Origin of the sequence: Streptomyces herbicida, from assembly GCF_032656585.1 — a bacterium.
In the GTDB taxonomy this organism is placed as follows: Bacteria; Actinomycetota; Actinomycetes; order Streptomycetales; family Streptomycetaceae; genus Streptomyces; species Streptomyces herbicida.
Genome location: NZ_JAUYWJ010000002.1, coordinates 627,642 through 652,293 on the forward strand (window position 1 = coordinate 627,642; position 24,652 = coordinate 652,293).

General features: G+C 70.6%; 30 protein-coding genes. 5 read left to right on the top strand and 25 right to left on the bottom strand.

Going from position 1 to position 24,652, the window contains the following annotated elements:
• Nucleotides 1–63: 63 nt before the first annotated feature.
• Together Q8A52_RS06650 and Q8A52_RS06655 are read left to right on the top strand one after the other, a co-directional pair.
• The gene (locus Q8A52_RS06650) at nucleotides 64–1,143 is read left to right on the top strand and encodes a C40 family peptidase (RefSeq protein WP_316749810.1); all 1,080 of its coding nucleotides are present in this window, start codon (nucleotides 64–66) and stop codon (nucleotides 1,141–1,143) included.
• Between the two features lie 250 nt (nucleotides 1,144–1,393).
• Nucleotides 1,394–2,707, top strand: a complete 1,314-nt coding sequence (locus Q8A52_RS06655) for a PP2C family protein-serine/threonine phosphatase (protein ID WP_316749812.1) — start codon at nucleotides 1,394–1,396, stop codon at nucleotides 2,705–2,707.
• Between the two features lie 53 nt (nucleotides 2,708–2,760).
• Here Q8A52_RS06655 and Q8A52_RS06660 read toward each other — a convergent pair whose 3' ends face one another.
• From Q8A52_RS06660 to Q8A52_RS06700, 9 genes are all read right to left on the bottom strand, one after another.
• Nucleotides 2,761–3,114, bottom strand: a complete 354-nt coding sequence (locus Q8A52_RS06660) for a DUF2516 family protein (protein WP_316749813.1) — start codon at nucleotides 3,112–3,114, stop codon at nucleotides 2,761–2,763.
• Nucleotides 3,115–3,205: 91 nt separating this feature from the next.
• Nucleotides 3,206–3,841 carry a hypothetical protein gene (locus Q8A52_RS06665; protein WP_316749815.1) on the bottom strand — a complete coding sequence of 212 codons (636 nt, stop codon included), beginning with the start codon at nucleotides 3,839–3,841 and terminating at the stop codon, nucleotides 3,206–3,208.
• 78 nt (nucleotides 3,842–3,919) lie between these two features.
• Complete coding sequence (locus Q8A52_RS06670) at nucleotides 3,920–4,384, bottom strand: helix-turn-helix domain-containing protein (protein ID WP_316749817.1); 465 nt, start codon at nucleotides 4,382–4,384, stop codon at nucleotides 3,920–3,922.
• Between the two features lie 176 nt (nucleotides 4,385–4,560).
• The gene (locus tag Q8A52_RS06675; RefSeq protein WP_316749819.1) at nucleotides 4,561–5,058 is read right to left on the bottom strand and encodes an HAD domain-containing protein; all 498 of its coding nucleotides are present in this window, start codon (nucleotides 5,056–5,058) and stop codon (nucleotides 4,561–4,563) included.
• Between the two features lie 81 nt (nucleotides 5,059–5,139).
• A complete protein-coding gene (locus tag Q8A52_RS06680) occupies nucleotides 5,140–7,194 on the bottom strand; it encodes a HelD family protein (protein WP_316749821.1) in 2,055 nt (684 codons plus the stop codon).
• A 42-nt stretch (nucleotides 7,195–7,236) separates the two neighbouring features.
• Nucleotides 7,237–7,848 carry a TetR/AcrR family transcriptional regulator gene (locus tag Q8A52_RS06685; RefSeq protein WP_316749823.1) on the bottom strand — a complete coding sequence of 204 codons (612 nt, stop codon included), beginning with the start codon at nucleotides 7,846–7,848 and terminating at the stop codon, nucleotides 7,237–7,239.
• A gap of 106 nt (nucleotides 7,849–7,954) precedes the next feature.
• Nucleotides 7,955–9,022 carry a phosphotransferase gene (locus Q8A52_RS06690; protein WP_316749825.1) on the bottom strand — a complete coding sequence of 356 codons (1,068 nt, stop codon included), beginning with the start codon at nucleotides 9,020–9,022 and terminating at the stop codon, nucleotides 7,955–7,957.
• 187 nt (nucleotides 9,023–9,209) lie between these two features.
• On the bottom strand, nucleotides 9,210–9,935 hold the full coding sequence (locus Q8A52_RS06695) for an HAD family hydrolase (protein WP_316749827.1): 726 nt from the start codon (nucleotides 9,933–9,935) through the stop codon (nucleotides 9,210–9,212).
• A gap of 29 nt (nucleotides 9,936–9,964) precedes the next feature.
• Complete coding sequence (locus Q8A52_RS06700; RefSeq protein WP_316749830.1) at nucleotides 9,965–10,843, bottom strand: FadR/GntR family transcriptional regulator; 879 nt, start codon at nucleotides 10,841–10,843, stop codon at nucleotides 9,965–9,967.
• Between the two features lie 164 nt (nucleotides 10,844–11,007).
• On the opposite strand from Q8A52_RS06700, the gene Q8A52_RS06705 reads away from it, so the two are divergent.
• Nucleotides 11,008–11,196 carry a hypothetical protein gene (locus Q8A52_RS06705; RefSeq protein ID WP_316749832.1) on the top strand — a complete coding sequence of 63 codons (189 nt, stop codon included), beginning with the start codon at nucleotides 11,008–11,010 and terminating at the stop codon, nucleotides 11,194–11,196.
• On the opposite strand, the gene Q8A52_RS06710 is transcribed toward Q8A52_RS06705, so the two are convergent.
• The 3 genes from Q8A52_RS06710 to Q8A52_RS06720 all read right to left on the bottom strand — a co-directional run bounded on the left by Q8A52_RS06710 (nucleotide 11,191) and on the right by Q8A52_RS06720 (nucleotide 14,427).
• Nucleotides 11,191–12,108 (bottom strand): winged helix-turn-helix domain-containing protein, encoded by a 918-nt coding sequence (locus Q8A52_RS06710; RefSeq protein ID WP_316749835.1) that lies wholly within the window; start codon nucleotides 12,106–12,108, stop codon nucleotides 11,191–11,193. The genes Q8A52_RS06705 and Q8A52_RS06710 overlap by 6 nt on opposite strands.
• A gap of 333 nt (nucleotides 12,109–12,441) precedes the next feature.
• Nucleotides 12,442–13,695, bottom strand: a complete 1,254-nt coding sequence (locus tag Q8A52_RS06715; protein ID WP_316749837.1) for a GNAT family N-acetyltransferase — start codon at nucleotides 13,693–13,695, stop codon at nucleotides 12,442–12,444.
• Between the two features lie 84 nt (nucleotides 13,696–13,779).
• Nucleotides 13,780–14,427, bottom strand: coding sequence for an RsiG family protein (locus Q8A52_RS06720; protein ID WP_316749839.1), 648 nt, complete (start codon nucleotides 14,425–14,427; stop codon nucleotides 13,780–13,782).
• Between the two features lie 158 nt (nucleotides 14,428–14,585).
• On the opposite strand from Q8A52_RS06720, the gene dtd reads away from it, so the two are divergent.
• Nucleotides 14,586–15,011: a D-aminoacyl-tRNA deacylase gene (gene dtd, locus Q8A52_RS06725; protein WP_316749841.1), complete on the top strand. Its 426-nt coding sequence runs from the start codon at nucleotides 14,586–14,588 to the stop codon at nucleotides 15,009–15,011.
• Between the two features lie 19 nt (nucleotides 15,012–15,030).
• Here dtd and ygfZ read toward each other — a convergent pair whose 3' ends face one another.
• From ygfZ to Q8A52_RS06755, 6 genes are all read right to left on the bottom strand, one after another.
• Nucleotides 15,031–15,996 (bottom strand): CAF17-like 4Fe-4S cluster assembly/insertion protein YgfZ, encoded by a 966-nt coding sequence (ygfZ, locus tag Q8A52_RS06730; RefSeq protein WP_316749843.1) that lies wholly within the window; start codon nucleotides 15,994–15,996, stop codon nucleotides 15,031–15,033.
• Nucleotides 15,997–16,006: 10 nt separating this feature from the next.
• Nucleotides 16,007–16,444 carry a Fur family transcriptional regulator gene (locus tag Q8A52_RS06735; protein ID WP_316749844.1) on the bottom strand — a complete coding sequence of 146 codons (438 nt, stop codon included), beginning with the start codon at nucleotides 16,442–16,444 and terminating at the stop codon, nucleotides 16,007–16,009.
• 16 nt (nucleotides 16,445–16,460) lie between these two features.
• The gene (locus Q8A52_RS06740) at nucleotides 16,461–17,036 is read right to left on the bottom strand and encodes an FABP family protein (RefSeq protein WP_316749846.1); all 576 of its coding nucleotides are present in this window, start codon (nucleotides 17,034–17,036) and stop codon (nucleotides 16,461–16,463) included.
• 218 nt (nucleotides 17,037–17,254) lie between these two features.
• On the bottom strand, nucleotides 17,255–18,148 hold the full coding sequence (locus Q8A52_RS06745) for a hypothetical protein (protein ID WP_316749848.1): 894 nt from the start codon (nucleotides 18,146–18,148) through the stop codon (nucleotides 17,255–17,257).
• The gene (locus Q8A52_RS06750; RefSeq protein WP_316749850.1) at nucleotides 18,145–18,963 is read right to left on the bottom strand and encodes a hypothetical protein; all 819 of its coding nucleotides are present in this window, start codon (nucleotides 18,961–18,963) and stop codon (nucleotides 18,145–18,147) included. The genes Q8A52_RS06745 and Q8A52_RS06750 overlap by 4 nt, the downstream gene beginning before the upstream one ends.
• On the bottom strand, nucleotides 18,960–19,727 hold the full coding sequence (locus Q8A52_RS06755; protein ID WP_316749852.1) for a hypothetical protein: 768 nt from the start codon (nucleotides 19,725–19,727) through the stop codon (nucleotides 18,960–18,962). Before Q8A52_RS06755 ends, Q8A52_RS06750 begins: the two co-directional genes overlap by 4 nt.
• A 148-nt stretch (nucleotides 19,728–19,875) precedes the next feature.
• Here Q8A52_RS06755 and Q8A52_RS06760 point away from each other — a divergent pair, with 148 nt between their 5' ends.
• Nucleotides 19,876–20,238, top strand: a complete 363-nt coding sequence (locus tag Q8A52_RS06760) for a DsrE family protein (RefSeq protein ID WP_263210268.1) — start codon at nucleotides 19,876–19,878, stop codon at nucleotides 20,236–20,238.
• 43 nt (nucleotides 20,239–20,281) lie between these two features.
• Here Q8A52_RS06760 and Q8A52_RS06765 read toward each other — a convergent pair whose 3' ends face one another.
• From Q8A52_RS06765 to Q8A52_RS06790, 7 genes are all read right to left on the bottom strand, one after another.
• Entirely contained in the window at nucleotides 20,282–20,539 is a 258-nt protein-coding gene (locus Q8A52_RS06765) for a DUF3099 domain-containing protein (protein WP_263210269.1), read from the bottom strand.
• A 122-nt stretch (nucleotides 20,540–20,661) separates the two neighbouring features.
• The gene (locus Q8A52_RS06770; protein WP_020122955.1) at nucleotides 20,662–20,949 is read right to left on the bottom strand and encodes a DUF1416 domain-containing protein; all 288 of its coding nucleotides are present in this window, start codon (nucleotides 20,947–20,949) and stop codon (nucleotides 20,662–20,664) included.
• A 41-nt stretch (nucleotides 20,950–20,990) separates the two neighbouring features.
• Nucleotides 20,991–21,836 (bottom strand): sulfurtransferase, encoded by an 846-nt coding sequence (locus tag Q8A52_RS06775; protein ID WP_316749858.1) that lies wholly within the window; start codon nucleotides 21,834–21,836, stop codon nucleotides 20,991–20,993.
• Between the two features lie 131 nt (nucleotides 21,837–21,967).
• Complete coding sequence (locus Q8A52_RS48965) at nucleotides 21,968–22,048, bottom strand: Ms5788A family Cys-rich leader peptide (protein ID WP_350751515.1); 81 nt, start codon at nucleotides 22,046–22,048, stop codon at nucleotides 21,968–21,970.
• A gap of 201 nt (nucleotides 22,049–22,249) precedes the next feature.
• Entirely contained in the window at nucleotides 22,250–22,987 is a 738-nt protein-coding gene (locus Q8A52_RS06780) for an LmeA family phospholipid-binding protein (RefSeq protein ID WP_316749860.1), read from the bottom strand.
• A 98-nt stretch (nucleotides 22,988–23,085) separates the two neighbouring features.
• On the bottom strand, nucleotides 23,086–24,360 hold the full coding sequence (locus Q8A52_RS06785; protein ID WP_316749861.1) for a hypothetical protein: 1,275 nt from the start codon (nucleotides 24,358–24,360) through the stop codon (nucleotides 23,086–23,088).
• A 3-nt stretch (nucleotides 24,361–24,363) separates the two neighbouring features.
• Nucleotides 24,364–24,618 (bottom strand): MoaD/ThiS family protein, encoded by a 255-nt coding sequence (locus tag Q8A52_RS06790; RefSeq protein WP_316749863.1) that lies wholly within the window; start codon nucleotides 24,616–24,618, stop codon nucleotides 24,364–24,366.
• Between the last annotated feature and the right edge of the window lie 34 nt (nucleotides 24,619–24,652).

The window sequence follows — 24,652 nt, forward strand, 5'->3', positions numbered from 1 at the left end:
GACGTGGCACGATCCCCCGGGCAACCGTAAGTTACTGACGGTAAATCAGTTTGGGGGACGGGTATGGGGACGGGCAAGCGCGGCCTGATCACGGCGGCCGTGACCGTGGTCTGCGCGGTGACCGTGCTGGCGGCACCCGGCACGGCGTTCGCGGCCCCGAAGCCGACGGCCACGGCGACCCCCAGCGCCTCGCCGACCCTCCCGCCGAACAAGGACCTTGAGGCCGTCCGCAAGAAGCTCGACAAGCTTTACCACGACGCGGCCGTCGCCACCGACGAGTACAACGCGGCCGAGGAGAAGGCCCAGAAGCAGTCCGCCGAGATCGTCGAGCTGGCCAAGAAGATCGTCGAGGGCCGGAAGAAGCTGGACGAGCTCAAGGACCGCGCGGGCGCCGCGGCCCGCGCCCAGTACCGCACGGGCGGACTGCCGCCCACGGCCCAGTTGATGCTGAGCGACGACCCGCAGCAGTTCCTGGACGGTGCGGGGCGGGTGCTCCAGGGCCAGCGCGCGACCAAGGGCCTGATCGGGGAAATGACCCGCACCCAGCAGGACTTGCAGCGGTACGCGACGGACGCCTCCGACCGGTGGGACCAGTTGGAGGCCAACCGCAAGACCAAGGCCGCCGCCAAGAAGAAGATCGAGCAGCAGATCGCGGCCGCCGAGAAGCTCCAGTCCCAGCTGGAGGAGAAGGAGAAGGAGCGCCTCGCCAAGCTGGAGCGGGAGGCTGCCTACAAGGCGCAGACCGACTGGCTGGACACCGGCATCCTCAAGGAGATCAACGGCAAGGCTTCCAAGCAGGGCAAGCAGGCGGTGGAGTTCGCGACGGCCCAGATAGGAAAGCCGTACGAATGGGGCGCCGAGGGCCCGGAGTCGTACGACTGCTCGGGCCTGACCTCACAGGCCTGGGCGAAGGCCGGCCATCCCATTCCGCGCACCTCGCAGGAGCAGTGGAAGCAGCTCGAGCACGTGGACATCAAGGACATGCGCCCCGGCGATCTCATCATCTACTTCGACGACGCGAGCCATGTGGCGATGTACGTGGGCGACGGTGCGATCATCCATGCCCCGCGCCCGGGACGGACGGTGACGCTCGCCGGGGCGGGCGAAATGCCCATTCTGGGCGTAGTGCGCCCAGACGTGTGATACGCGCCATGTGACCCAGTCCACGGTCAACAACCTTCCAACCCCTGGCAGGACGTGACCTTCGTCATCCCCTCTCGGCTCCCGGACTGTCCAACTGCGGTAGGGAACGCGGCATATGACAGGGGTCTGCGGCGGAGCGACGCGGCTCACACCATTCCGCTGCGGTGGCCAGTACCGCTAGGGTCCCCGTCGGTGGGTCGAGGTCCCTCGCCCCCACCATGCCCTCGGGGGGAGGGAAGGAACCAACGAGATGCCCGTACCCGTACCGCGGCAGAGAGCGATCCCGGCCGTGGAGAGTGGTCAGGCGCAGGCCGCGTCCGCAGTCGGCGGCCCCCTCAAGGAAGAGGCCAACCACACCGAGTCCGCCGCAGCCAACAGCACCGCGGCAGGCACCACTCTCACCCTGCTGCTGATCGAGGACGATCCGGCGGGCTGGCCGATCGTGCCCGAACTGCTCGACTCGGCCGGTAAGCCCATCCGCGTGCGTACCGCCCGCAACCTCACCGAGGCCGGGCGGCTGCTCACCGACGACGTCCACTGCATCCTGCTCGACCTCGCGCTCCCGGCGCCCGGCCGGGCCGGCGAGGGCGACGACGAGCTGGCCGTGCTCAAGCATGTGCTGGAGCTGGCGCCCCGGCACGCCGTGCTCGCGCTCACCGCGTCCGGTGACGCCGAGCGCGGCGCCGAGGCGGTGCGCGTGGGTGCCCAGGACTACCTCTTCCGGGACGAACTGGACGGACGGCTGCTCAGCCGCGCCATCCGGTACGCCGTGGAGCGCAAGCGGTCGGACTCGGCCGAGCGACGCCTCGCCGAGGGCCGGGTGCGCGCACAGGAGAACCGCCGCCTGGAGCGCGGTCTCCTGCCCACGCCCCTGCTGGAGGGCTCCTCGCTGCGGTTCGCCGCCCGCTACCGCCCCGGCCGCTCGCGCGCGCTGCTCGGCGGTGACTTCTACGACACCGTGCGCACGCCCGACGGCACCGTGCACGCCATGATCGGTGACGTCTGCGGCCACGGCCCCGACGAGGCCGCGCTCGGCGTGGAGCTGCGCATCGCGTGGCGGGCGCTGACGCTGGCCGGGCTGTGCGGCGACGCGCTGCTGAGCACGCTGCAGGAAGTGCTGGAGCACGAGCGGGGCGACGAGGAGATCTTCGCGACCCTCTGCACGGTGGACATCTCCCCCGACGGCCGCACCGCGGGCCTGTGCCTGGCCGGTCACCCGTCTCCGCTGATCGCCCGCCCCGGCCGGCCCGCGGAGCTGCTGCCGTACGACAACAACGGCCCCGCCCTCGGCCTGCTGCGCGGCGCCCGCTGGCCGCGGATGCAGGTGGAGCTGGGCGCCGAGTGGAGCCTGATGCTCTACACCGACGGCCTGATCGAGGGCCGCGTCGGCGCGGGCGGGGAGCGTCTGGGCCAGGACGGCATGGTGGCGATGGTGCGCCGGCAGCTCGCCGCCGGGCTGCGCGGCGAGGATCTGCTGCGGTCCGCGGTGCACGAGGTCCGCGAGCTCAACGGCGGGGAGCTGACGGACGACGTGGCGGTGGTCCTGCTGGACCGGGTGCCGTAACGGGCCGGACCGGGGGCCGCAAGGGACCGGACCGGGGGCGGTGAGGGATCCGGTCAGCGGCCGCCGTTGTACGGCCCGTACGGACCGTCGCTGCTGCTTCCGCGGCGGCGGCCCCAGCCGCGGCCGCCGGAGACCTGCTTGAGCGCGGGGCGCACGTCCACGATGTAGACGATGCTCGCGATCACGCCCGCGATGGGCAGGATCGACAGGAGCGAGAAGAGGTAGCTCACCACGAGCGCGATGCCGAGGATGATCAGCCAGAACATCTTGTTCTGCTTGTCCGCCGCGCGGAAGGCGTCCTCGCGCCGGAACGCGGCGTCGAACAGCCCGAACGCCGCCAGGGCCATCAGGACGATCTTCAGCAGTCCCAGGAACCCCGTGAAGCCCAACATCAACATGCCGCCCACCGCCCGTTCTCTCGCGACTCCTACGCGGCCACCGTACCCGTCCAACGGGCCGGGCACCCCAAGGGTGCCCGGCCCGTGCGGGTAGTCGCCCTTACTTGGCGGGCGGCGTGCTCTTCTTGGCCGGGGCCTTGCGGGGGGCCGGGGCCTTCTTGGCGACCGGCTTCTTCGCCGGGGTGGCCTCGGCCGGCTTCGGCTCGGACCCGCCCCGGTCCGGCTCGCCCTTGGGCTCGACGGCGACGGCGAGCTCCTCGATCTCCTCGGCGGCCTCGCCGCGCCAGGCCCGCACGGTCTGCTCGCCGTGCTCGGCGACCTTCTCGTAGGTCTCGCGGGCCTTCACGGCGTACTCGGCGGCGACGCCGACCCCGCGCAGGGCGAGGTCCTGGGCGGACTCGCCGAGCTTCTTGAGGTCCGCGTCGATCGTGCTGCCGAGCTTCTTCAGGTCGCCGTCGAGGGCGCCGATGAACTCGTTGACCCTGGCCTGGATGGTCTCCTGGGCCTCCTTGGCCTTGGCGCCTGCCTCCTTGGCGCGCGCGGCGGCCTTCTCCTGCACGACCTTGGGGTCGGTGTTGCGGACGGCCTCGATACGGGCCGGGGCCTCGGCGCGCAGCTGCTCGACCAGCGCGGGCACCTTCTTGGCCTGCTGGAACGCCAGGTCCGCGGTGCCGGCCGCGAAGTAGAGCGGGGTCGGGTCGCTCAAGGTCTTGCGCAGATCGTCGGTGATGGCCATGGTGATGGTCCTCCCGGATTCACATTTCGGCTGAGGGTTTTGTGGTCCGCGGTCGGGCGGCCGGCGCCCTGGTCCGGTTCAGCTGGCCGTCTGCTGCGGACCGGCGTCGCTCGTGTCGGCCGTGCGGGTGCCGCGCACGGTGGTGTCGTCGTGGGGCCGGGTCTCCTCCGTACCGTCGCCGTCCGCGACGCCTGCGAATCCGTTCTCCTTGCGAAAGGACTCGTAGATCTGCAGCAGCACCTGCTTCTGCCGCTCGTTGAGCGTGGGATCGGCGAGGATGACGGCACGCGTCTCCACCTCGTCCAGGTCCCGCTCGGCGTCGAGGATGCCGGCGCGGACGTACAGCGTCTCGGCGGAGATCCGCAGGGCCTTGGCGACCTGCTGCAACACCTCCGCGCTCGGCTTGCGCAGCCCGCGCTCGATCTGGCTCAGGTACGGATTGGACACCCCGGCGGCATCGGCGAGCTGCCTGAGCGACAGCTGCGCACTGCGACGCTGCTCGCGCAGGTACTCACCGAGATTGCCGACGTTGAGCGATGCCATGCCCTCACCTTGCCCCACCCCCGCTAACAATTGCAAGCACCTGCTTGCAAAAGTGCGTCACGCCACTCCTGCGGGGGGTCGGCGCGTCAGTGCCGGGGGGTGCCGTTGAACGGCGAGCGCGACCACAGGTAGGGCTGGTACTCGGCGAACCGGCGCAGGCCCGGCGCCACGCGGCGTCATGCGGACCGGCTGTTCGTCCGCAGCCACTCCGTGACCGTCGTGAAGTCGGCGTCCGTGATGCCGTAGGAGTGCTCGACCCGGTGCAGGAGCGCGGGGCTGCGATGGTGCGCGGCGACCCAGGCGCGGTCGGCCTCGGTGATCTCGTCGTCGAGCCAGACGAACGGGCGGTCGGCCGCCCAGGCGACCAGGGGCCGGGTCTTCCAGTGCAGCAGGGCCGGGGGCTCGTCCTCGTCCGGCCACTCCACGACCGGCAGCGGGGGCAGGCCGAGCCAGGGCGAGACGACGTCGTTCGCGTCGTCCATCCACGTGGTGGCCCACACCAGTTCACAGCCCAGCGCCGCCAGCCGCGGGCCGAGGCCGGGATCGATCCGGGACAGCAGCGGATGGCCGGCGGCGGGCTCCGGAGGAACAGCCGCCACCTCGTACACCGGATGCGGGCGGTCGGCTGCCCCGAACGGGATCAGCGGGCCGTCGACATCGAGGAACAGGAGCATCACCAGTCAGGATCAGCCATCGAAACCCTTCGCGCCGAGAATCATGTCGATACGGGCCCGGTGCTTCGCCTCCCAGATGGCCTAGAACGGCAGCGGCCGCCCGTGCACCACGTCCAGCCGTGACACCGCCCGGGTCAGCACCACGTACAGGCGGTGCAGCCCCCGTTCCTCGGCCTCCGCGACGGCGGCCGGTTCGACGGCCACGACATGGTCGTACTCCAGGCCTTTGACGAGGGAGGCGGGCACCACCGCGACCCGGGCGCCCAGCTCGTCCGGGTCCGCGGTCCCGATCCCGGCGGCCGTGAGCGCCTCCCGCACCCGGGCCGCCTCCGCGTCCGCCGCGACGACCCCGACGGAACCCTCCCGGGTGAGTGCGTCCCGTACGGCGGCCACGGTCTCGCCGAGGACGTCGTCGGTGTGCCGGATGCGCAGCTCCCCGTCCCGCCGCAGCGACCGGGGCGCCGGTACGTCGACGTCCAGCCGTCCCAGCAGCCGGTTGGCGAGCTCCACGACCGCCGTGGGCACGCGGAAGCCCGTCGTCAGCGGGACCACGGCCGCGTCCGGCTTGCCCAGGTGCCGCAGCAGTACGTCCCACCGGCGCGCGGACCACGGGGTGGTGCCCTGCGCCAGGTCGCCGAGCACGGTCAGTGAGCCGAAGGAGGCCCGCCGCGCGATGGCCCGGCACTCCATCGGCGACAGATCCTGCGCCTCGTCGACGACGACATGGGCGTACCCCTCGGGGTGTTCGATCAGCCCGGCGACCTCGTCGAGGAGCACGGCGTCGGCGGCCGACCAGCGCGCGGACTTGTACGAGCGCGGCGGCCGCGCCCAGCGCAGCGCCGCCTGCTCGTCGGCGTCCAGCAGCCCGTCGGCGGCCCGGGCCAGCGCCCCCGGATCCATGAGGAGTCCGGCCACGACCTCCTCGGGCCGGACCTTCGGCCACACGGCGTCGAGGTACGCGCTCAGCGCCCGCGCCCGTTCGATCCGCCGCACCCAGGCACCCGGCTGCGGTCCGGCCCGCCGTTCGGCCCGCGCCTGGATGGAGCGGACCACCCGGGCCCGCACCCGCTCGCGCCCGACGGCGTACGGCGGCTCCTCTGCCCTCACTCCCGCCACGATCTCCGCCAGCCTGTGGGCCGGGACCCGCCAGGTGTACGAGTCGTCCGTCACGGAGAGGGACTCGCCGGTGTCGGCCGACACCCGTGCGTACAGCGCCCGGCGCAGCACCTCGGCCATGCGGGCGTCGTGCTTGAGAGCGGCGGCCCGCTCGGAGTCGGTGCCGGTCACCGGGTGGAGGGCGATCTCGTCGTGGAGGGTGGACTGCCGATAGTTCCAACCAGTCGCTCCGCGACGGGCGGTCTCGCCGAGGGAGGGCAGCACCTCGGCGATGTAGGAGAGGAAGGTCCGGTTCGGGCCGAGGATCAGCAGTCCGCCGCGCCGGATGCGCTGCGGGTAGGTGTACAGCAGATACGCGGCACGGTGCAGGCCGACGGCGGTCTTGCCGGTGCCCGGGGCACCCTGCACGCACACGGAGCCGGAGATGTCGCCGCGTACGAGGTCGTCCTGCTCGGGCTGGATGGTGGCGGCGATGTCCCGCATGGGCCCGACGCGGGGCCGCTCGATCTCGCGGGCGACGAAGTCGCCGGTCCCCGACTCACCCCTGCCCAGGTGCTCGTCCTCCATCCCGGTGAGGTCGGCCGAGTCGCCGCGGCTGCCCGGCGCCCAGCCGAAGCGGCGCCGTACGGCCACGCCCTGCGGGTCGCGGGCGCTCGCCTGGTAGAAGGCGCGGCAGACGGGGGCGCGCCAGTCGACCACGAGGGGCGGGGCGGCCGGATGCTCGGAGATCCGCAGCCGGCCGAGGTGATAGTGCTGCCCGCCGTGCTCGCCGCCGTCGGCACCGAAGTCCAGCCGCCCGAAGAACAGCGGACCTTCGGGCAGTTCGGTGAGCGCCTTGGCCCGGCTGCGCAGCTGGTACCCGAGGACTTCGGCGTCGGCACCGGAGGCGGAGACGTCCTCGCCGGTGACGACCTGTTCGCCCGCGCCGTCGACCATGGCGGCGAGGGCGGCACGGCAGGTGTCGTGATGGTCGCGTTCGGCGCGGAGGGAGTCGTCGAGGACAGGGTGGGGTGACGTCATGCGACCCACCGTACGTGAAATTATATAACCGAGTTAAATTCTTTACCGTGTCTCGAACCTGATCAGGGCCTCCAGCCGCCCGAACGCCCGCTCGGCCGCCGCCACCGCGTCCTCCCTGATCCGCTCCACGCCTTCCCCGGCCACCACCCGCCGCCAGTTCTCCTGCGCGAGGATCCGCTGCACGGCGATGATCTGCGCGGCGGCGAGCCGTGCGTCCAGCCCCCCGCCGAGCGCCTCGGCCAGCGCGTCCTCGGACCGCTCCAGGTACCCGTACAGCCGCGCGACCAGCGCCGGAGTCCCGTACAGAAGGGAGTGGAAGGCGAGCACGCCGGGGTCGTCGTTGAGCCCGGTGATCGGATCGCACCGGTCGAGCCCGTCGAGAAAGTGCCGCCGCAGCGCGTCGACCGGCCGCGCCTGCCCGGTCACCACCCGCGCCGCCTCGCCCTCGTGGTCGGCGATCTGCTGCAGGACGAGGTCCTCCTTGGCCGGGAAGTACCGGAAGAGGGTCGGCTTGGAGATCCCGGCCGCGGCGGCGACCTCCGCGACCGACACGGCGTCGAACCCCTTCTCCATGAAGAGCCGCACGGCGACCGCGGACACCTCCTGGTACATCCGCATCTTCTTGCGCTCGCGCAGGCCCATCTCCTCACCCATGCCGCCGAGCCTACGCATCGCCGCCGGTCCTGCCGCCGCCACCCGAACAGGGTCCGCTCGACCTCCACCGGCCCCGGCACACCCCGCGCGCCTCAAACCCGAGCGGTCACCGTCGCTCTCGATGCTGCCGGACGAGCGCTGCCATGATCTCCGAGCGGCTCGGCACCTCCTCCAGCCCGAGCGGCTCGGCCGCGGCGATCAGGACCCGCTGCAGTTTCCCAGCGGCTCCGTGCAGCGCGAACCAACCGGGCTCACCCCGTTCGGACAGCGAGAGCGAGACCCGGATGACGTCCGTGAAGACGGACTGCGCCCGCTTGAAGCCGAGGATCCGCGGCAGGTCCTGTTCCCATCCATAGGAACTTCCCGGCCGGACCCCCTCCACGCCCCGGCACCATTCCCGCGTCATACGGAGTTCCTGGTCCGCCGGGTAGCGCATGAGGTGCAGATGGGTCGCCAGGTCGTAGAGGGGATCGCCCAGCATGGCCAGTTCCCAGTCGATGGTCCACAGCAGGCCCTGCGGGTCGACGATGAAGTTCTCGCGGTGCAGATCCGCGTGCAGCAGGCTGAAGGGCCGCCCCTTCAGTCCCACGACATGCTTCCTGAGGCGACTGAACGAATCCTCGCCCACACCGAGGGCGTGGAACAGCGTCCCGAACTGCTCGGCGTTCCTCGCGTAGACGTGCTCCTCGATGAAGACGACCAGACGCTCGAGGAATCCGTCACTGTCCCCGTCCTCGGCACGGTCCTCGGGAGCGCAGCGGCGCTCCACGGAGACGAGCTCGGCCGGCGTGATCCGCACCATCTCCGGGAACAGGCCGACGATCTGGCCGAAGGCCGCTTCGGGCACCCGCCGGGAGAGCCGGCGCCCCCGGCCGAGGGTCCGGCCCTCGATGAACCGCTGCAGCCCCACGCCCTCCATGTCGACGATCTCGGGCACACGCGCGATGCGCCCTGCCAGAGCACGAAGCAGCTCCTCCTCCGACACGAAGCATCGCCGGTCGAACCACAGGATGTGCGCGCGCGGCTCCCGGCACTTGACGGCCCGCGTCCCGTCCGGCAGCGGAAAGACGTACGTTTCGTGGTGGTAGCCCTCGAGCGGGCCGATGACCACGGTCGCATTGCCACTCAACTCGTCGGCCCGCTGCCGAACGTCGGAGACCGGTCGCGGAGTCATTCTCTGGTTTCAGGCCATTTCCGGTGGAACCAATGGGGTAAGGGTGGAGGCACGTTACTCCACGGGACTCAAGCAGCGGCGGAGAACCGCTCATTCGGCGGGAAGGACCGAGCCCGCGGGCGAACCGTGGTGCGCGTCGCCGACGGCAGGGGGAGTCGTGATCGCTCCCCATGGCACAGGCGTGAAGCTACCGCCGGAGCGCTTCCAGTACGGGCTGGAGCGACCCGACGATGTGCTGCGCTCCGGCATCCACCAGGCGCTTCGCCTTCCGCTCGTTGCGCGCATAGCCCAGGAACGGAACCCCGGCCTCCTGGGCGGCGGTGAGGTCCGAGGGAGAGTCGCCGATCATCAGGGCCGCGGCCGGGTCGGCGCCCGTCGCGCTCAGTGCGCGGTTGAGGGAGTGCGGGTGCGGCTTGAGACGGTGCAGCTCCGCGGTGCGGCCGTAGATGTGCGGGGCGAAGCAGCCGAGCAGGCCACGGCTCACCAGGTACTCGCGGACGGTGAGCGGGGAGTTGTTGGTCGCGACGGCCAGCCGGACACCGACCGCCGACCAGGTACGGATCAGCGGGTCCGCGTAGGGGGTGGGCATCGCGGACGGAACGGCGCGCAGTTCCTCCTGGGTGAGACGTTCCTCCAGCTCGGTCACCAGGTCGCTGCGCGGATGCCGCCGGTCCACGGCGCGCAGGACCACATGGGGGTCCGGGGCCGCCCGTTCGTCGTCCGTGAGCAGCCTGCGCATGCCGCGTCCTTCGAGCCACTCCACCAGTTCGCGGGCCACGCGGTTGGCCGAGTGACCGGCGAACAGCCGGCAGACCGGGCCGTCGAAGTCCCACAGGACCACCCGTGCGCGGGCCACGAGCTCCCGAAGCCCCGCCGTCTCGGTCTGCGACTCGTTCTCCGTTCCCGCCACCATCGGTGCAGTCTGCTGCGTATCAGAAGTCACTAGGAGAGTGTCAGGTCCTTGGAGATGGTTTCCCAGAGGGCGTCGAACCACTTCTGGGATTGCTCCACGAACGCCTCGTCCCGCTGGCCTCTGCGCTTCTCGAAGGAGAAGAGGAGGGACTTGGAGCCCAGTACGTCGTACATGTCGAGGGTTCCGCCGTCCGTCGACTCCTCGCGGCGGGTGACCATGTAGTACGCGAAGAGCGCTTCCGCGCCGTTGAGCAGATAGAGCTTCGCCGGCGGGGTGAACGGCAGGGCGCGGAAGGTGACGTGCACGTCGATGTCGTGCGTGGAGCGCAGCGCCTGCAGGTTGTACTGGAGGACCTGGCCCTGGGCGTTGCGCATCGCCAGCCAGCGCTGGTGGACGGGGTCGTCGTCGCCGCGACCCTCGACGGGTACCGGGAAGGCCAGATTGATGTCCCGGGACGGGAGCAGGATGCGGACGTCGATCGTCCCGGGGCGGATGCGGCCTTCATGGATCTGACGCAGGGGTTCACCCAGTGCCGGGATCAGGCTCTCGGCGGTGAGGCAGACCGCGTCGACCCGGACCCGCGGTGCCGAGAAGGCCTCCGCCAGACGGGGTCCGAGGCCGACCATCGTGGGCTGGGGCTCGTCCAGGGCGGGTGCCGGCTCCGCGATCCGCGGCGGGCTGCCCTTGCTGACGTTGCTGAGGAGGCCGTCCGCCTGGAGCGACCGCAGGGCCTGGCGTACGGCGCCGCGCTCCACGCCGAACTCCTCGGCGAGCTCGGCCTGGGTGGGCAGGCGGTCCCCCGCCTTGAGGTCGCCGACGCGGATCCGCTCCCGCAGGGTGTCGGCGATCTCCTCGGGAGTGAGCCTTCTGCTGCCGTTCACTGCCACGTTCTCCTGAGTCACGACCAAACGTTACAACTCTGATCCATCTAAGGGGAGTTGTCCGAAAGTTGTTTATGAGTAGTCACCAAGTGGGGACAACTTAGTCAGAGTTGGTTGCCAACTTGGTTGAGTTGGCGGAAGTTTTGCTTCCCTTGTCTCCCGCCCACCGGCAGCCCGAAGGGGGAATCATCGTGCCTGCCCTCGCCCTCATCTCCGCCGTCTTCGTCGTCGGCTTCGAGCAGCTCGTCCAGTGGAAGTACGGTGCCACCGGCATCGTCGGCCTGCTGCTGTTCACCATAGGCATCAAGGCCAAGAGCCCCGCCGTCAGCTCCGCCGGGGCCGTGCTCCTCGCGATCCTGCTCGCCGGGCCCGCCCTATGACGTCAGCACGAGTTCCGTGCTGATCGTCTCCCACAGTGCGTTGAACCACAGGTGGGACTGCTCCACGAACGTCGTGTCCCGCAGGCCGGCACCCTGTTCGAAGGCGAACAGCATCGACCGGGTGCCCTCTGCGTCGTACATCTCCAGGTGCTCGTGCTCGATCTCCCGCTCGCGCCGCGTCAGCGTGTAGTACGCGAAGAGCGCCTCCGTGCCGTTGAGCAGATACAGCTTCACCGGCGGTGTGAACGGCAGGGCACGGAAGGAGACGTGCACGTCCATGCCGTGCGTGGCGCGCAGGGCCAGCAGGTTGTGCCGGAGCACCTGGCCCTGGGCGTTGCGCTGGGCCAGCCAGCGCCGGTGCAGCAGGCCCGCGGCCGAGGCGTCGTCCACCGGCGCCGGGAAGGCGAGGTCGATGTCGCGGCTCGGCAGCAGGACCCGGACGTCGACCTTGGCCGGTTTCAGTCGCCCGGCGTGGATCTGGCGCAGCGGTTCGCCGATCGCCAGCGTGAGCGAGACGGAGGTCAGGCACAGGGCGTCGATCTCGACGTGCTGGGCCGCGAAGGCGGCGGCCGTCCGCGGGGCCAGGGCCACCATGGTGGGCTGCGGAGGCGCCCCGGGCCCGGCCGTGAGCAGGGGCAGGCCCGGATCCAGGGCCACCGTGGCCGGGCTGCCCTTGGTTACGTTGGTGAGCAGGTGCTCCGACTGCAGGATGCGCAGCGCCAGGCGTACGGCGCCGCGCTCCACGCCGAACTCGTCGGCCAGTTTGGCCTGGGTCGGCATGCGCTGACCCGGCTGCAGCACGCCGGACCTGATCCGGGTGCGCAGCTCGTCGGCCACCTCACGATGTGACTTCTGTGGCCGCTGTGACCTCTTCCGCCCATTGACGGAGGCGTGTTCCGGGTCCACGCACAAACCCTACAACTTCCCGCCATCTTTCGGCAGTTCATGCGAAGGTGGTTATGAGTCGCACCCAAACGGAGATAAGTACTGTTGAGTTGGTCGCCAACTCAAGCAACATGGTCAAACTTCCCGGTGGTTGGCCGACCGGACTCCCTTCCGGAGGGGAGCCGGGAGCCCGGAAGGCCGGACCGGCCGGTGACGAACCAGAGCGGCACAAGAGGCACAGCCACAACTGAACGCACAGCCACAACTCAACACCGACAACTCCACATCGACCGCACAGCCACAACTCAACAGTTCGCTACGGATGATGAGTTCAGCACCGCCGTCAAGAGGAAGGGGGCTTCAGAAGAGGTCCGGGCACCATGGTCGCCCGGACGTGTGCAGCAGGGCGTCGGCCACCCGGGCGGCGCCCTCTCGTACTTCCCGGGCCCGGCCCAGCGCCACCAGCCGCGCCGCCGACTCGTCGCCCAGCCACAGCGTGGCCAAGTCGGCGACGTCCAGCACCAGTTCGGCCTCCTCGGTGGCCGGTGCGCAGGACGCGCCCGCGGGCGACGCCGCCAGCCGGTAGCGGCCGCCGGCCAGCCCCTGCCGGTCCACGACCTCCAGCACCAGCGTGCCCGTCCCCTCGTACGTCCGCGTCTCCAGGGCCCGTACGACGTCCAGGATCCGTACCCACAGCCAGTCGCCGTGCGTGGTGACCTTGGCCGCGCGCGGGTCGGGCAGGAAGAAGGGGAGCAGGTCGTCCGGAGCCCGCCAGCCGCTCTTGACCCGGGTGATCCAGTCGATCGAGCAGAGGTATCTCCACAGGGCGCGCTCAGCCGCCGGGGTCGTCGCCAGCAGCCAGTTCACCTCGGCCGTGTTGTTCGGCAGCTTGCCGTCCCAGTTGTCGTCCGCCTCGTACGACACCAGGCCCTCGACCTCGCCGGACGAGGAGCGGTAGGCGGCGTAGAAGGGCTCGGTCCACTCGCCCCCGAAGCGTGCGGTGCCCGTGTGCACCCGCCACCACAGCTCGTCGCGGCTGACGGCACCGGGCCGGGTGCGGCGTATGCGCTCGTGGAGTTCGGGGCCGGTCTTGCGTACCTCCTCGCCGTCGACGAGGTCGATACGGCCGCCGTCCTGCGGGCCCGACCAACGGGGGTCCAGGCCGGTGCGAGCCACGTCCACGGTCCACTCGGTCGTCCAGGTGGCGGGGCCGAAGCCATAGCGGCCGTAGATCGGATACTCGGCGGCGATGAGGGTGGCGACGACGTCCCCGCGGTCCTTCGCGGAGGCGAGGTCCCGGCTCATCATGCGGGTGAGCAGGCCCCGGCGGCGGTGGGTGGGGCTGACCGTGACGTTGGAGATGGCGTCGGCGGGGACGGCCGCGCCGCCCACGGCCGTGACTTCCTGGGCGAAGGAACGGAAGGTCGCCACACACCGGCCGCCGTCGAAGGCGCCGAGGAGACGGCCGGGGACGAACTGGTGCCGGCGGGCCTCCAGCTGCTCCTGCGACACGGTCGGCTCCCGCAGGAAACCGGTGTTCAGCGCGCGGTGCCAGTCGGCGAAATCGGCTTCGGTGACCGGACGGACGTCGATGTCTTCGGCGGGGCGGCTCATGGGGTCACGGTAGGTGTACCGCGGCGGGGGTGTCGCGGGGATTTCGACCGCCCGCCCACCGGTCCGCACCGCCGCCACGCCCCCTCACGTCAGCAGGTCGTCCACCTGCGCCTCTCCGTCCCGGTACCGCCGTGCGATCTCCGCGCTGCAGTCGTCGGTCGTGCGCTGGAGGTGCTGGCGGCGGCGGGAGACCTGCTGCTCGTAGCGGACGAGGCGGCCCATCGCGGCGTTCAGTTCCAGGTCGGTGCGGGCCTGCAGATCGGAGAGCTCGACCTCGGCGAGCATCTCGGCGGCCAGCTGCCGGTACTCCTCGTTGTGCGGCGTCCCCAGCGTCACGTGGCGGGCCGAGGAGCGGTGGCGGGCCGGGGCGTCGGTGAGGATCTCCGGGAGCCGGGCCACCACGGAGGCGTCCTCGGGGGCCACCAGCGACGCCGCTCCACGGCGGGACAGTTCCGCGCGCAGGATGTCGATGCGCCCCTGCAACAGCCGCCGCACATAGCTGAGATCCGCCTCGTCGCGCTGGGCGTCCCGGCGCAGGGTGCGCAGTTCTGGCAGGCTGAGCAGGGTCAGGTCGTGCGACTGGGGGTACCCCGCGCTCGAGGGACTCGGAGCGGACTCCGCGGGCAGCGGCGTGCTGTCGCTGCGCTGTGCGGGCGGCCGGTGCGTGTCCGGGTCGCCCGCATGGGCGGCCGCGACCGCCCCGGGCGGCTGCCCGGTGCTCGGTGTGCTCATGTGCCTCAACCGTCCCCTCGACCGGCGTACGGAAGCATGGTGCCACCCCGAGTGGCCGCTATGTGACCGAGTGCCCCCGAACGGCCCCAGATGTGGGGTTAAGGATCAAAAATCGACCCCCCGGGAACGCGGGTGCGGCACCCGGCATGATGGTCCGCATGCGTGCAGTGGTGCAGAGGGTGGACGGCGCGAGCGTCGTCGTGGACGGCGAGACGGTCGGGGCCATCGAGGGCGAGGGGCTGTGCGTCCTGGTCGGGGTGACCCACGAGGACACCGAGGAGAAGGCGGCCCAGCTCGCCCGCAAGCTCTGGTCCGTCCGCATGCTGCACGACGAGAAGTCGTGCAGCGACATCGCCGCGCCGCTGCTCGTGATCAGCCAGTTCACCCTGTACGGCGACGCCCGCAAGGGCCGCCGCCCCACCTGGAACGCGGCCGCCCCCGGCGATGTCGCCGAACCGCTCGTCGACGAGGTGGTGGCCCAGCTGCGCTCGCTCGGCGCGACGGTGGCGACGGGCCGGTTCGGCGCGCACATGCGGGTCTCGCTGACGAACGACGGCCCGTTCACCGTCCTGATCGAGGTCTAGGCCTGTCCGGGCCGCGCCGCTACGGCTCGACGACCGTCTCCTGGGCGGCCGCCGTGTCCCCCGCCACCAGCGGGGCGTCCACCGGTACATTCCGCTTGACCAGGGCGAGGGCGATCGGGCCCAGCTCGTGGTGGCGTACGGACGTGGTGATGAACCCGATCCTGCGGCCGTCGGGGCCCTCGTCCGCGAGCCGGAGCTCGGTGCCGTGCACCGGCAGATGGACGTCGCTGCCGTCCAGGTGGAGGAAGACCAGCCGGCGCGGGGGCTTGCCCAGGTTCTGGACGCGGGCCACCGTCTCCTGGCCGCGGTAGCAGCCCTTCTGCAGATGGACCGCGGTGCCGATCCAGCCCAGCTCGTGCGGGATCGTGCGGTGGTCGGTCTCGAAGCCGAGACGGGGGCGGTGCTGCTCGACGCGCAGGGCCTCATAGGCGAGGATCCCGGCCGCGGGGCCCGACTTGCCGGCGTACGACTCCAGGTCCGCGCGGGGCAGGAAGAGGTCACGGCCGTACGCCGTCTCGCGCACGACGACGCCCTCGGGGACCTCGGCGATCGAACCGGCCGGCAGATGGACGAGCGCGAAGTCGTCGGTCCGGTCGGCCACTTCGACCCGGTAGAAGAACTTCATCGACTCCAGGTACGCGATCAGATCGTGCTGGGTGCCGGGCTCCACATGGGCCCAGACCGTCGTGCCGTCGTCCACCAGGTACAGCGCGTGCTCGATGTGGCCGTGCGCGGACAGGATCAGCGCCTCGGTGGCCTCGCCCACGGGGAGCTCGCTGACGTGCTGGGTGAGCAGGAGGTGCAGCCAGCTCAGCCGGTCCTCACCGGTGACGGTGACGACACCGCGGTGGGAGAGGTCGACGAAGCCGGTGCCGTCGGCGAGGGCGCGCTGCTCACGGAACAGGTCGCCGTAGTGGGCGGCGACGCCTTCGTCCACGCCCTCGGCGGGGACGGCGCCGGGCAGGGACAGCAGGGGGCTCTTCATACCCGTAAGCCTACGACTTGGTAATTGAACTCTTGAGCGTGCAGTCCTTGCAGCGGCCGAAGATCGCGAAGTGCTTCATGTCCGTGTCGAAGCCGAAGGTCTCGCGGAGCTTGGCCGTGAAGTCGGCCGCCACGTCGACGTCCGCCTCGATGACGTTCTGGCAGTCCCGGCAGACCAGGTGGATGTGGTGGTGGCGGTCCGCGAGGTGATAGGTCGGGGCGCCGTGGCCGAGGTGGGCGTGCGAGACGAGACCGAGCTCCTCCAGCAGCTCCAGCGTGCGGTACACCGTGGAAATGTTGACCCCCGACGCCGTCTTCCTCACTTCCACGAGGATGTCGTCGGGGGTCGCATGCTCAAGGGTGTCCACGGCTTCGAGCACGAGTTGCCGCTGCGGCGTCAGCCGGTAGCCGCGCTGCCTGAGGTCGCTCTTCCAGTCGGTGCTCACCACACCAGAGAGTCTAGGACTACTTGAAGAAAGCGATCCCGTCGTCCGGCATGTCGTCGGGCAGGGCCTTGGCCCAGCGCTCGACGTCCTCCGGGGTGACGACCTTCTTCAGGTGGGCCGACATGTAGGGGCGCAGCTCGACCTCGGGGGTCTGCTTCTCGCCGACCCACATGAGGTCGCTCTTCACGTAGCCGTACAGGCGCTTGCCGCCGCTGTACGGCCGCGCGTCCGCCGTGCGCGCCACCGTGTCCGTGACCAGGTCGATCTGCGGCTTCTTGGCGGCCATCTCGCCGTACCAGATCTCGATGACGCCGTCGTCGCGGGTCATCGTCACCTCAACCTTGCGGTCGGCGTCGATCCGCCAGAAGCCGTGCTCGGACTCCAGCGGGCGGACCTTGTTCCCGTCGTTGTCGAGCACCCAGGTGTGGGAGTGGTACTCCAGGAAGTCGCGCCCGTCGTGGGTGAAGGTGACCTCCTGCCCGAAGTTGCACTTCTCCGAGCCGGGGAAGTCGTGCACACCCGCGCCGGCCCAGTTGCCCAGGAGGAAGGCGAGCGGGACCAGGTCCTTGTGGAGGTCGGACGGAATCTCGATCATGAGCGGCAGTTCCTAGCCAGTTCCTTGACGGGGGTCAGCGCTGGCCCTGGTACAGCTTCTTCACAGTCAGCCCGGCGAAGGCGAGAACGCCGACGCAGACCAGGACCAACAGGGTTTCGAAGAAGATCTCCACGGGGTGCTCCTTGAGCGAGGGTGGGCGTACATACACAGAGCCGGGGCCCAGCTTACGCGGCCGGGACCCCGGGCTCCTGGCGAGGTCAGCTCAGCAGTTCGCCCTGGAGTGTCACCGTCTGCTGGAAGGGGACGGCGAGCGCCCTGCCCTTGCGGGACTGGATGATCACGGCGACGGTGTCGCCGCAGGAGAGGTAGGCCACCCGGACCTGCTCGGCCCCGTACGGCTTGGTCTCGCGGATCGGGGCCGTGTGCACGTCGCTGACATGGGCGGCCACCGGGAAGTCCAGGTCCCGCTCGTACACGTCGCCGCCCCGCACCTGGTACCTCGGTGCCTCGTACGACGTGAGCTCGTCGCTGAGCACGTGGTCCGCGACCTCCGCCGTGTCGAACTGGAGGAGGTACACGCGTGTGTGCGTACCGTCGGCCGTCGTCCAGCCGCGCGCCGCGATGTGCCGCAGGCCGTAGTCGGTCAGTGTCTGCCCGAGCTCCTTGCGGTCTTCCTCCTTGGTGTACTGCGCCAGGAAGTCCTTCGTCGCCAGCCAGCCGTCCGTGCCGCGCAGCGTGCCCTCGGCCTTCGCTCCCTTGGGCGCGGGCAGCACCAGTTCGCGCAGGTCGGCGTAGTGGGTGCCCGACTTGTTCGCCTCGGCGACGGGCCCCGGCCGGCCGGCCGGCAGCGGCGGCTTCACCAGTTCCGGGTAGTCCCAGCGGCCGTCCGACCCGGTGGCGAGACCGGGTACGTCCGTACGCTCCATGCGCGTGATGCCGTACGCCGTCCCCGCCCCGACCGCGGCGAACGCGACGACCGCGGCGGTCCAGCGCAGGGCGGCGCGCAGGACGCGGCGGTCCTTCGGCGGCCGGGGGGCGTCCACCCGGGGCGGCGCGAAGGGCTGGCCTTCGGGACGCGGCGGAAGCTGTGGAACCGGCGCCGGAACCTCGGCCTGCTGCTTCGTCTGTTCGGCCTGCTGCTGCTCGGTCATACCGCCTCCCCCGGGTCCTTGATGCGGTCCAGTTGCTCGCGCAGCAACAGCGCCACGCCCTTCTTGTCCAGCGGCTTGCCCCCGGTCGCGGTGGCGCTGACCAGCACGTCACCCACGTACGCGGAGCAGATCATCATGTCGAGCTTCTCGTCCGAGTCGAGCGGCGGGAGGAAGCAGGCGGCGTTCTTGTGGCCCTCGATCTCCGGGCCCTTGCGGAAGATCTTCATGGCGTCGAAGAACTCCTGCTGGACCGTGGCGATGGAGCGCACCGTCCGCCGGTTCTCCATCTGCGACAGCACGATGTCGACCGTGTAGGCGTGGTCCGAGTAGGCGGTGGAATCGGCCGGGTGCTCGGTGCTCAGGTAGCTGCGCATCGCCATGCCCTTGATCTTCTGCTTGTCGATCAACCGCTCCAGCCGCTGACGCTGGGAACGGGGCAGGTCCTTGATCGACTCCTTCCGCATGGCGGTGGCCTGGCCGCCGGACAGGCGGGCGTCGGAGCCGAACTCGCCGATGTCCGGGCCGCGGCCGAAGCCCTCCGTTCCGTAGGGCAGGAGCACGCCCTGCAGCCCGGTGGCCTCGGCCGCCTTCTCCTTGTCCTTGCCGGTCTTCGGGAAGCGCCAGCCGGGGGCTCCCGGATCCCGGTCGGCGCCGTTCACGGTCACGACGGTGTAGCCGGCCCCCGCGACGACCGCGGCGAGCAGGACGGCGGTTCCTGCCACGGCAGCGATACGGCGCCGGTTACGGGCGGGCTTCTGCGCGGCGGGGTGCTCCTGGGAAGCGGTGGCCTCGGGGTTCACGGAGTTGTCGCTCACAGCCGCTCCATCTGCCGCTTCGCCAGGTCCACGATCTTCTTCTTCGGGATCGGCTTCGTGTCGAAGACCCAGACCTCCATGGCGATGTCACCTCGCCAGGCGTGCGCCTCGGCCTCGTACACGTCCACGTAGCCGGCCTCGCGCTCGGGCTTGTGGTGGACGTACGCCATGCCGTCGCCGGTACCGGGGACGGGCCAGCTGTCGGCGTCGCCCTGCTGCTCCGCCCAGTAATAGGCGTCGTCGGCCGCGTCGTGGGCCGCGAGCTTCTCCTCCTGGCGGTACTGGATCAGGCGGATCTCCACGTTGTACGTGCTGCCCTCGCGCCAGTTGGTGACGGCGGCACGCCGGAACTCCTCGCCGATGAGGTTGCCGAAGGCGTGTTGGGGCTTCTTGAACGTGTCCGCGTAGTCGGCGAGGCTCATCCAGCCGTCGTTGCCCACCGTGTACAGGGCCTTGCGGGCGTTGCCGGGCCGCTTGAGCAGCAGCTCGCGCAGGTCTCCGTCGGTGATGGCCTTGTGGTCCTGGGCCGCCGACAGGGGTTGGGGGCCGTTGCCCTTCGCCTGCGCGAGCGCCGGCTGCGACAGCGAGGGCAGTTTGGTGGGCGCGCGGTCGGCCTGGACCAGATAGCCGGCGCAGGTACCGGCCACCAGGCCGAGCGCGGCGGCTCCGGCGATCAGCAGCGCGGTGCGGCCGCGCCGCCGAACGGAAGGTGCGGGTACTGCCGGCTCAGGTACTGCCGTCCCAGGTACTGCCGTCTCAGTCATTACCCGCTCAGGCACCGCTGGTTCGGATGCTTCTGGCACTTCCAAGAGATCCCCCCAGAGGACAGGAATCGCGGCCTCCGTCACCGCGCCTCACAGGAGACCCATGGGTAACATCCGAGGTTGCATGGGAGTTGATTACGATTCAGGCATGGCGAAGAAGCTCGTGATCAAGGTGACCGCCGGGGCCGATGCTCCCGAACGCTGTTCGCAGGCCTTCACGGTCGCCTCGGTGGCCGTGGCCAGTGGGGTCGACGTCTCCCTGTGGCTGACCGGTGAGTCCTCGTGGTTCGCGCTGCCGGGGCGGGCCGCCGAGTTCGAACTGCCGCATGCGGCTCCGCTGCCCGATCTGCTCGACGCGATCCTGGCGGGCGGGACGGTCACCCTGTGCACGCAGTGCGCGGCCCGCCGGGAGATCACGGAGAAGGACGTCCTCAAGGGCGTACGGATCGCGGGCGCGCAGGTCTTCGTGCAGGAGGCACTCGGCGACGAGACGCAGGCGCTCGTCTACTGAGACGGGAGCGGGAGGGGGAGGCGCCCGGGGTCCCTCGCGGTCTCTAGTGGCGCTTCTTTCCGTCCAGCTCGTCCCACCACTCGTCGGACTGCGGGTCGCCCGACGGATCGTCCCACCAGCGGTCCTCGGGTCCGCGGCGGTTGGCGACGATCGCGGCGAGCGGCGGGATGACCATGGCCACCACGCACATGCCCACCGCCGCCGGAATCGACCAGAGGCGCACAACGGCCCACGCCAGGACGAAGAGCCCTACGCAGGTCCCCATCATGGCGAAATACAGGTGCCGCCGCCGTGCGTACATACGTCAAGGGTAGGTCGCAGACGACCGCCCGGCACGATCGTCGCGGGCCCGGACATGCCGGAGGGCCGCACCCCGGGCGTCCAACCCGGTGGGGTGCGGCCCTCGGCCGTACGGGGTCTTCGTCAGACCGCGATCGCGACCTCCGCCAGGCCGCCCTGCTGGGCGACGACCGTGCGGTCGGCGGTGGCGCCGGGCACCAGGGCGCGCACGGTCCAGGTGCCCTCCGCCGCGTAGAAGCGGAACTGTCCGGTGGCGGAGGTCGGGACCTCCGCGGTGAACTCACCGGTCGAGTCGAGGAGGCGGACGTAGCCCACCACCGGCTCGCCGTCGCGGGTCACCTGCCCCTGGATCGTGGTCTCACCGGGCTTGATCGTCGAGGCGTCCGGGCCGCCGGCCTTCGCTCCACACATGTCTTTCTCCTGAAGAGGTCTTGAGAGGTCGGTCGGGTCGACTACTTGTTGGCGCCGAGCTCGATCGGCACGCCGACGAGGGAGCCGTACTCGGTCCAGGAACCGTCGTAGTTCTTGACGTTCTGGACGCCGAGCAGCTCGTGCAGCACGAACCAGGTCAGCGCGGAGCGCTCACCGATGCGGCAGTAGGCGATGGTGTCCTTGGCCAGGTCGACGTTCTCCTCGGCGTAGAGCTCCTTGAGTTCGTCGTCCGACTTGAAGGTGCCGTCGTCGTTGGCGTTCTTCGACCACGGGATGTTGCGGGCGGTCGGGACGTGGCCCGGTCGCTGCGACTGCTCCTGCGGCAGGTGCGCCGGGGCGAGCAGCTTGCCGGAGAACTCGTCGGGCGAGCGGACGTCGACCAGGTTCTGCGCGCCGATCGCGGCGACCACGTCGTCGCGGAAGGCGCGGATCGAGGTGTCCTGCGGCTTGGCCTTGTAGTCCGTCGTGGCGCGCTCGGGCAGCTCGGAGCCGTCGACCAGCTCGCGGGCGTCCAGCTCCCACTTCTTGCGGCCGCCGTCGAGGAGCTTGACGTTCTCGTGGCCGTACAGCTTGAAGTACCAGTAGGCGTAGGACGCGAACCAGTTGTTGTTGCCGCCGTAGAGGATCACGAGGGTGTCGTTGGCGATGCCCTTCTTCGACAGGAGCTTCTCGAAGCCCTCCTGGTCGATGAAGTCACGGCGGACCGGATCCTGCAGATCCTTGGTCCAGTCGATGCGGATCGCGTTCTTGATGTGGTTCTTCTCGTAGGCGGACGTGTCCTCGTCCACCTCGACGAGGGCGACGCTCGGGTCGTCCAGGTGCTCCTGGACCCAGTCGGCGTCGACGAGGACGTCGCTGCGGCTCATGCTCTTTCTCCTCCGGGGCAGTTGCGGCGGGGCGTGCAAGTGAGAGGGGTGTGCGCACTCCAGCGGAGTGACGCACGGGTGCCCTGAGCTGGGCGGCTGGGAATGCGGGGGGCCGAACGGCCGCTCCCGCTTCAGAAGGGGCGACAGAGCATGGCGGCAACGCGGCACAGGTCTACTGCCCGCCGCTTCGTGAGATCCGCCTGTCGCTTCATGGGCTCGATCGTAGGGACGGACAGGCGGGCGTGTCACCGGTGTGTCGTATCTTGAGACGCGATCGTCCACGTTATGAGAACAGATGAGCGCCCGGGCCATGCCCGCACGGTCTCCGGGCACCTGTATCGGTCGTCACATCTGCGGTACGGACGCGGCCGTCTCGCCTTTCGGACGGACGGGTGTCCGGGACGGTGTTCGTCCTACCCGGCCAGCTTGACGTTCGAACCCTTCACCGTGATCTCCACACCGTCCTTGGCCGCCTGCACCTTGTCCAGCTTGATGCCGCCGGGCAGCTGGTCGATGGCCTGCTGGAAGTCGGTGATCTGCCGGACGCGGCCCTCGGCGATGTCGGCGCCGCCGAGGCTGGGCACGTTATCGGCGTGCACCTTCACGCTGTCGCCCTGGACGGCGACCGAGCTGAGCACATAGACCGGATTGGGGAGCTTGGCGCCGAAGAGCGTCGCCTCCACCGCGACCTTGATCTTGCCGTTGCCGCCGTCGGAAAGGCCGATCACACGGGCGGTGACGCCGGGGGCGATCCGCGTGGGCTGGGACTTGGCGGTCTTCAGCAGCTCGTCGTAGGCAATGGTCGCGGTGCCGGTGGCAGTGGCGGCGGTGGCGGAGCTGTAGTCGCCGGAGAAGTCGACGCCCTTCATATCGGCCTTCAGGTCGTCGATACGGATCTTCTCGGCGCCGTTGCCCGTGGCCGCCTCGTAGTCCTTGATGCCGACCTCGACGTCGTCCAGGGAGCCACCCGCGACCTGGGTGAGGAAGGGGAAGCCCTTGATGGACACGTCCGGGGTGTCGGCGAGGCTCTCCGTCGCCTTCAGCTTGTCCGCGGCCTCGCCCTCGGCGAAGTGCACGGCGACCCGGTCCGCGATCACGAAGAGGCCGCCCAGGATCACGACGACGATCAGGAATATTCGCAGGGCTCGCATTGGTGGTGTTCCCCCGGGTCGACGGACTTCAACGGTCCTCAACGCTAACCCTGCGGGGCTCGGGAGCCGGGAAATTGTCGATCACCTGTGACGTGGGGTCAGGCCAGGGCCCGGCCCAGCACCCACACCACCGGTGCCGCCGCCGACAGGGGGAGGGCCACGCCCGCGGTGAAGTGGACGAAGCGGGACGGGTAGTCGTAGGCGGCGACCCGGTGGCCGATCAGGGCGCAGACCGCCGCGGCCGCTCCCAGCAGCGCGCCCTTCGCGCCCATACCCGTCATCCCGCCCACCGCGATGCCCGCGCCCGCCGCCGCGAGGACGGAGACGGCCACGGAGGCAGGGGTGGGCAGGGGGAGGGCCCGGGCCAGGACGGCCACCGCCACCGCGGCAGCGCCCACCGAGGCCGCGTGCGCGTCGGCTCCCAGATAACCGGTGGCGATGATCGCCAGCGCCGACGAGGCGACCGTCGCCATCAGGCCGTACATCCGCTCGTCCGGAGAGGCGTGCGAGCGGAGCTGAAGGACGAGGGAGAGCAGGACCCACACGCCGAGCGGGCCGAGGATCGCGGCCGGCGCGTGGTCGCGGCCCGCCGCCAGCACCGCCACGTCCGCCGTCAGCGCGCCCGCGAACGCCAGGGCGATGCCCTGGCGCGCCGGCCACATGCCGTTCAGCCGGAACCAGCCCGCCGCCGTGACTGCCTGGAGCAGCACCAGCGGCACGACCAGCGCGTACGAGCCGATGCCCGCCGTGACGGCGAGGAGCAGCCCGAGCAGCGCCGTCAGCGCGGCCGGCTGCATACCGGGCTCGATGACCGGGGACCGGCCCTCCATACGGGCGCGCTGGGCGTCCGTGACACGGGAGTTGCCGGCGAGGGTGGCGGGGCCGTAGGCGGGTTCCCCTTCGGCCTGGCCGGTGGTGGGCTCCGGTCGAACGGGAGCGGGTCGAACGGGAGCTGCGGGGGCGGTGGGAGCGGCAGGCGCCGCGGCCGGCTGCTCGTAGCTCTGCGGCGGCAGGTACGACGTCTCCGCGGCGGACACCGGCGGCTGGGCAGGGTGCTGGACGGGCTGCTGAACCGGCTGCTGGACCGGCGCGTGCGACTGCGTCTCCCAGGTCTGGCCCTGCCACTGCTGCGTGTACTGCTGCTGGTCGTACCCCGCCTGGTCGTAACCGGCCTGGCCATATCCGGTCTGGCCGTAACCGGCCTGGCCCGTCTGGCCATGCCCGGCCTGGTCGTACCCGTTCTGCTCGGGCCACGCCTGCGGAGCCGCCTGTGGTGCCTGCTGCTGATACGGGTCGTGGCCCCCGTATCCCTGATACCCCTGCTGCCCCGGCTGCCCTTCGTAGGGCCCGCCCTCATACGGCTGATCGGTCATCGCTCACCCTCCTGCGAACGGCGGGAGCACCTCGACCGTGCCGCCCTCGGCCAGCCGTACCGTCTCATGTCCGCGGGTGCCCACGGGGTCACCGTCGATGAGGAACGAGCATCGCAGCAGCACGCGCGCCAGTTCACCGGGGTGTCGCCCACGCACCGCGTCCAGCGCCTCGGCGAGGGTCGCCGCGTCGTACGGCTCCTCGGCGACCCCGGCCGCGGCCTTCGCGGCGGCCCAATAGCGCACCGTGACCTTTGCCATCTCGTCCCTCAAGTCCCTCGGCGGATCGGCATCC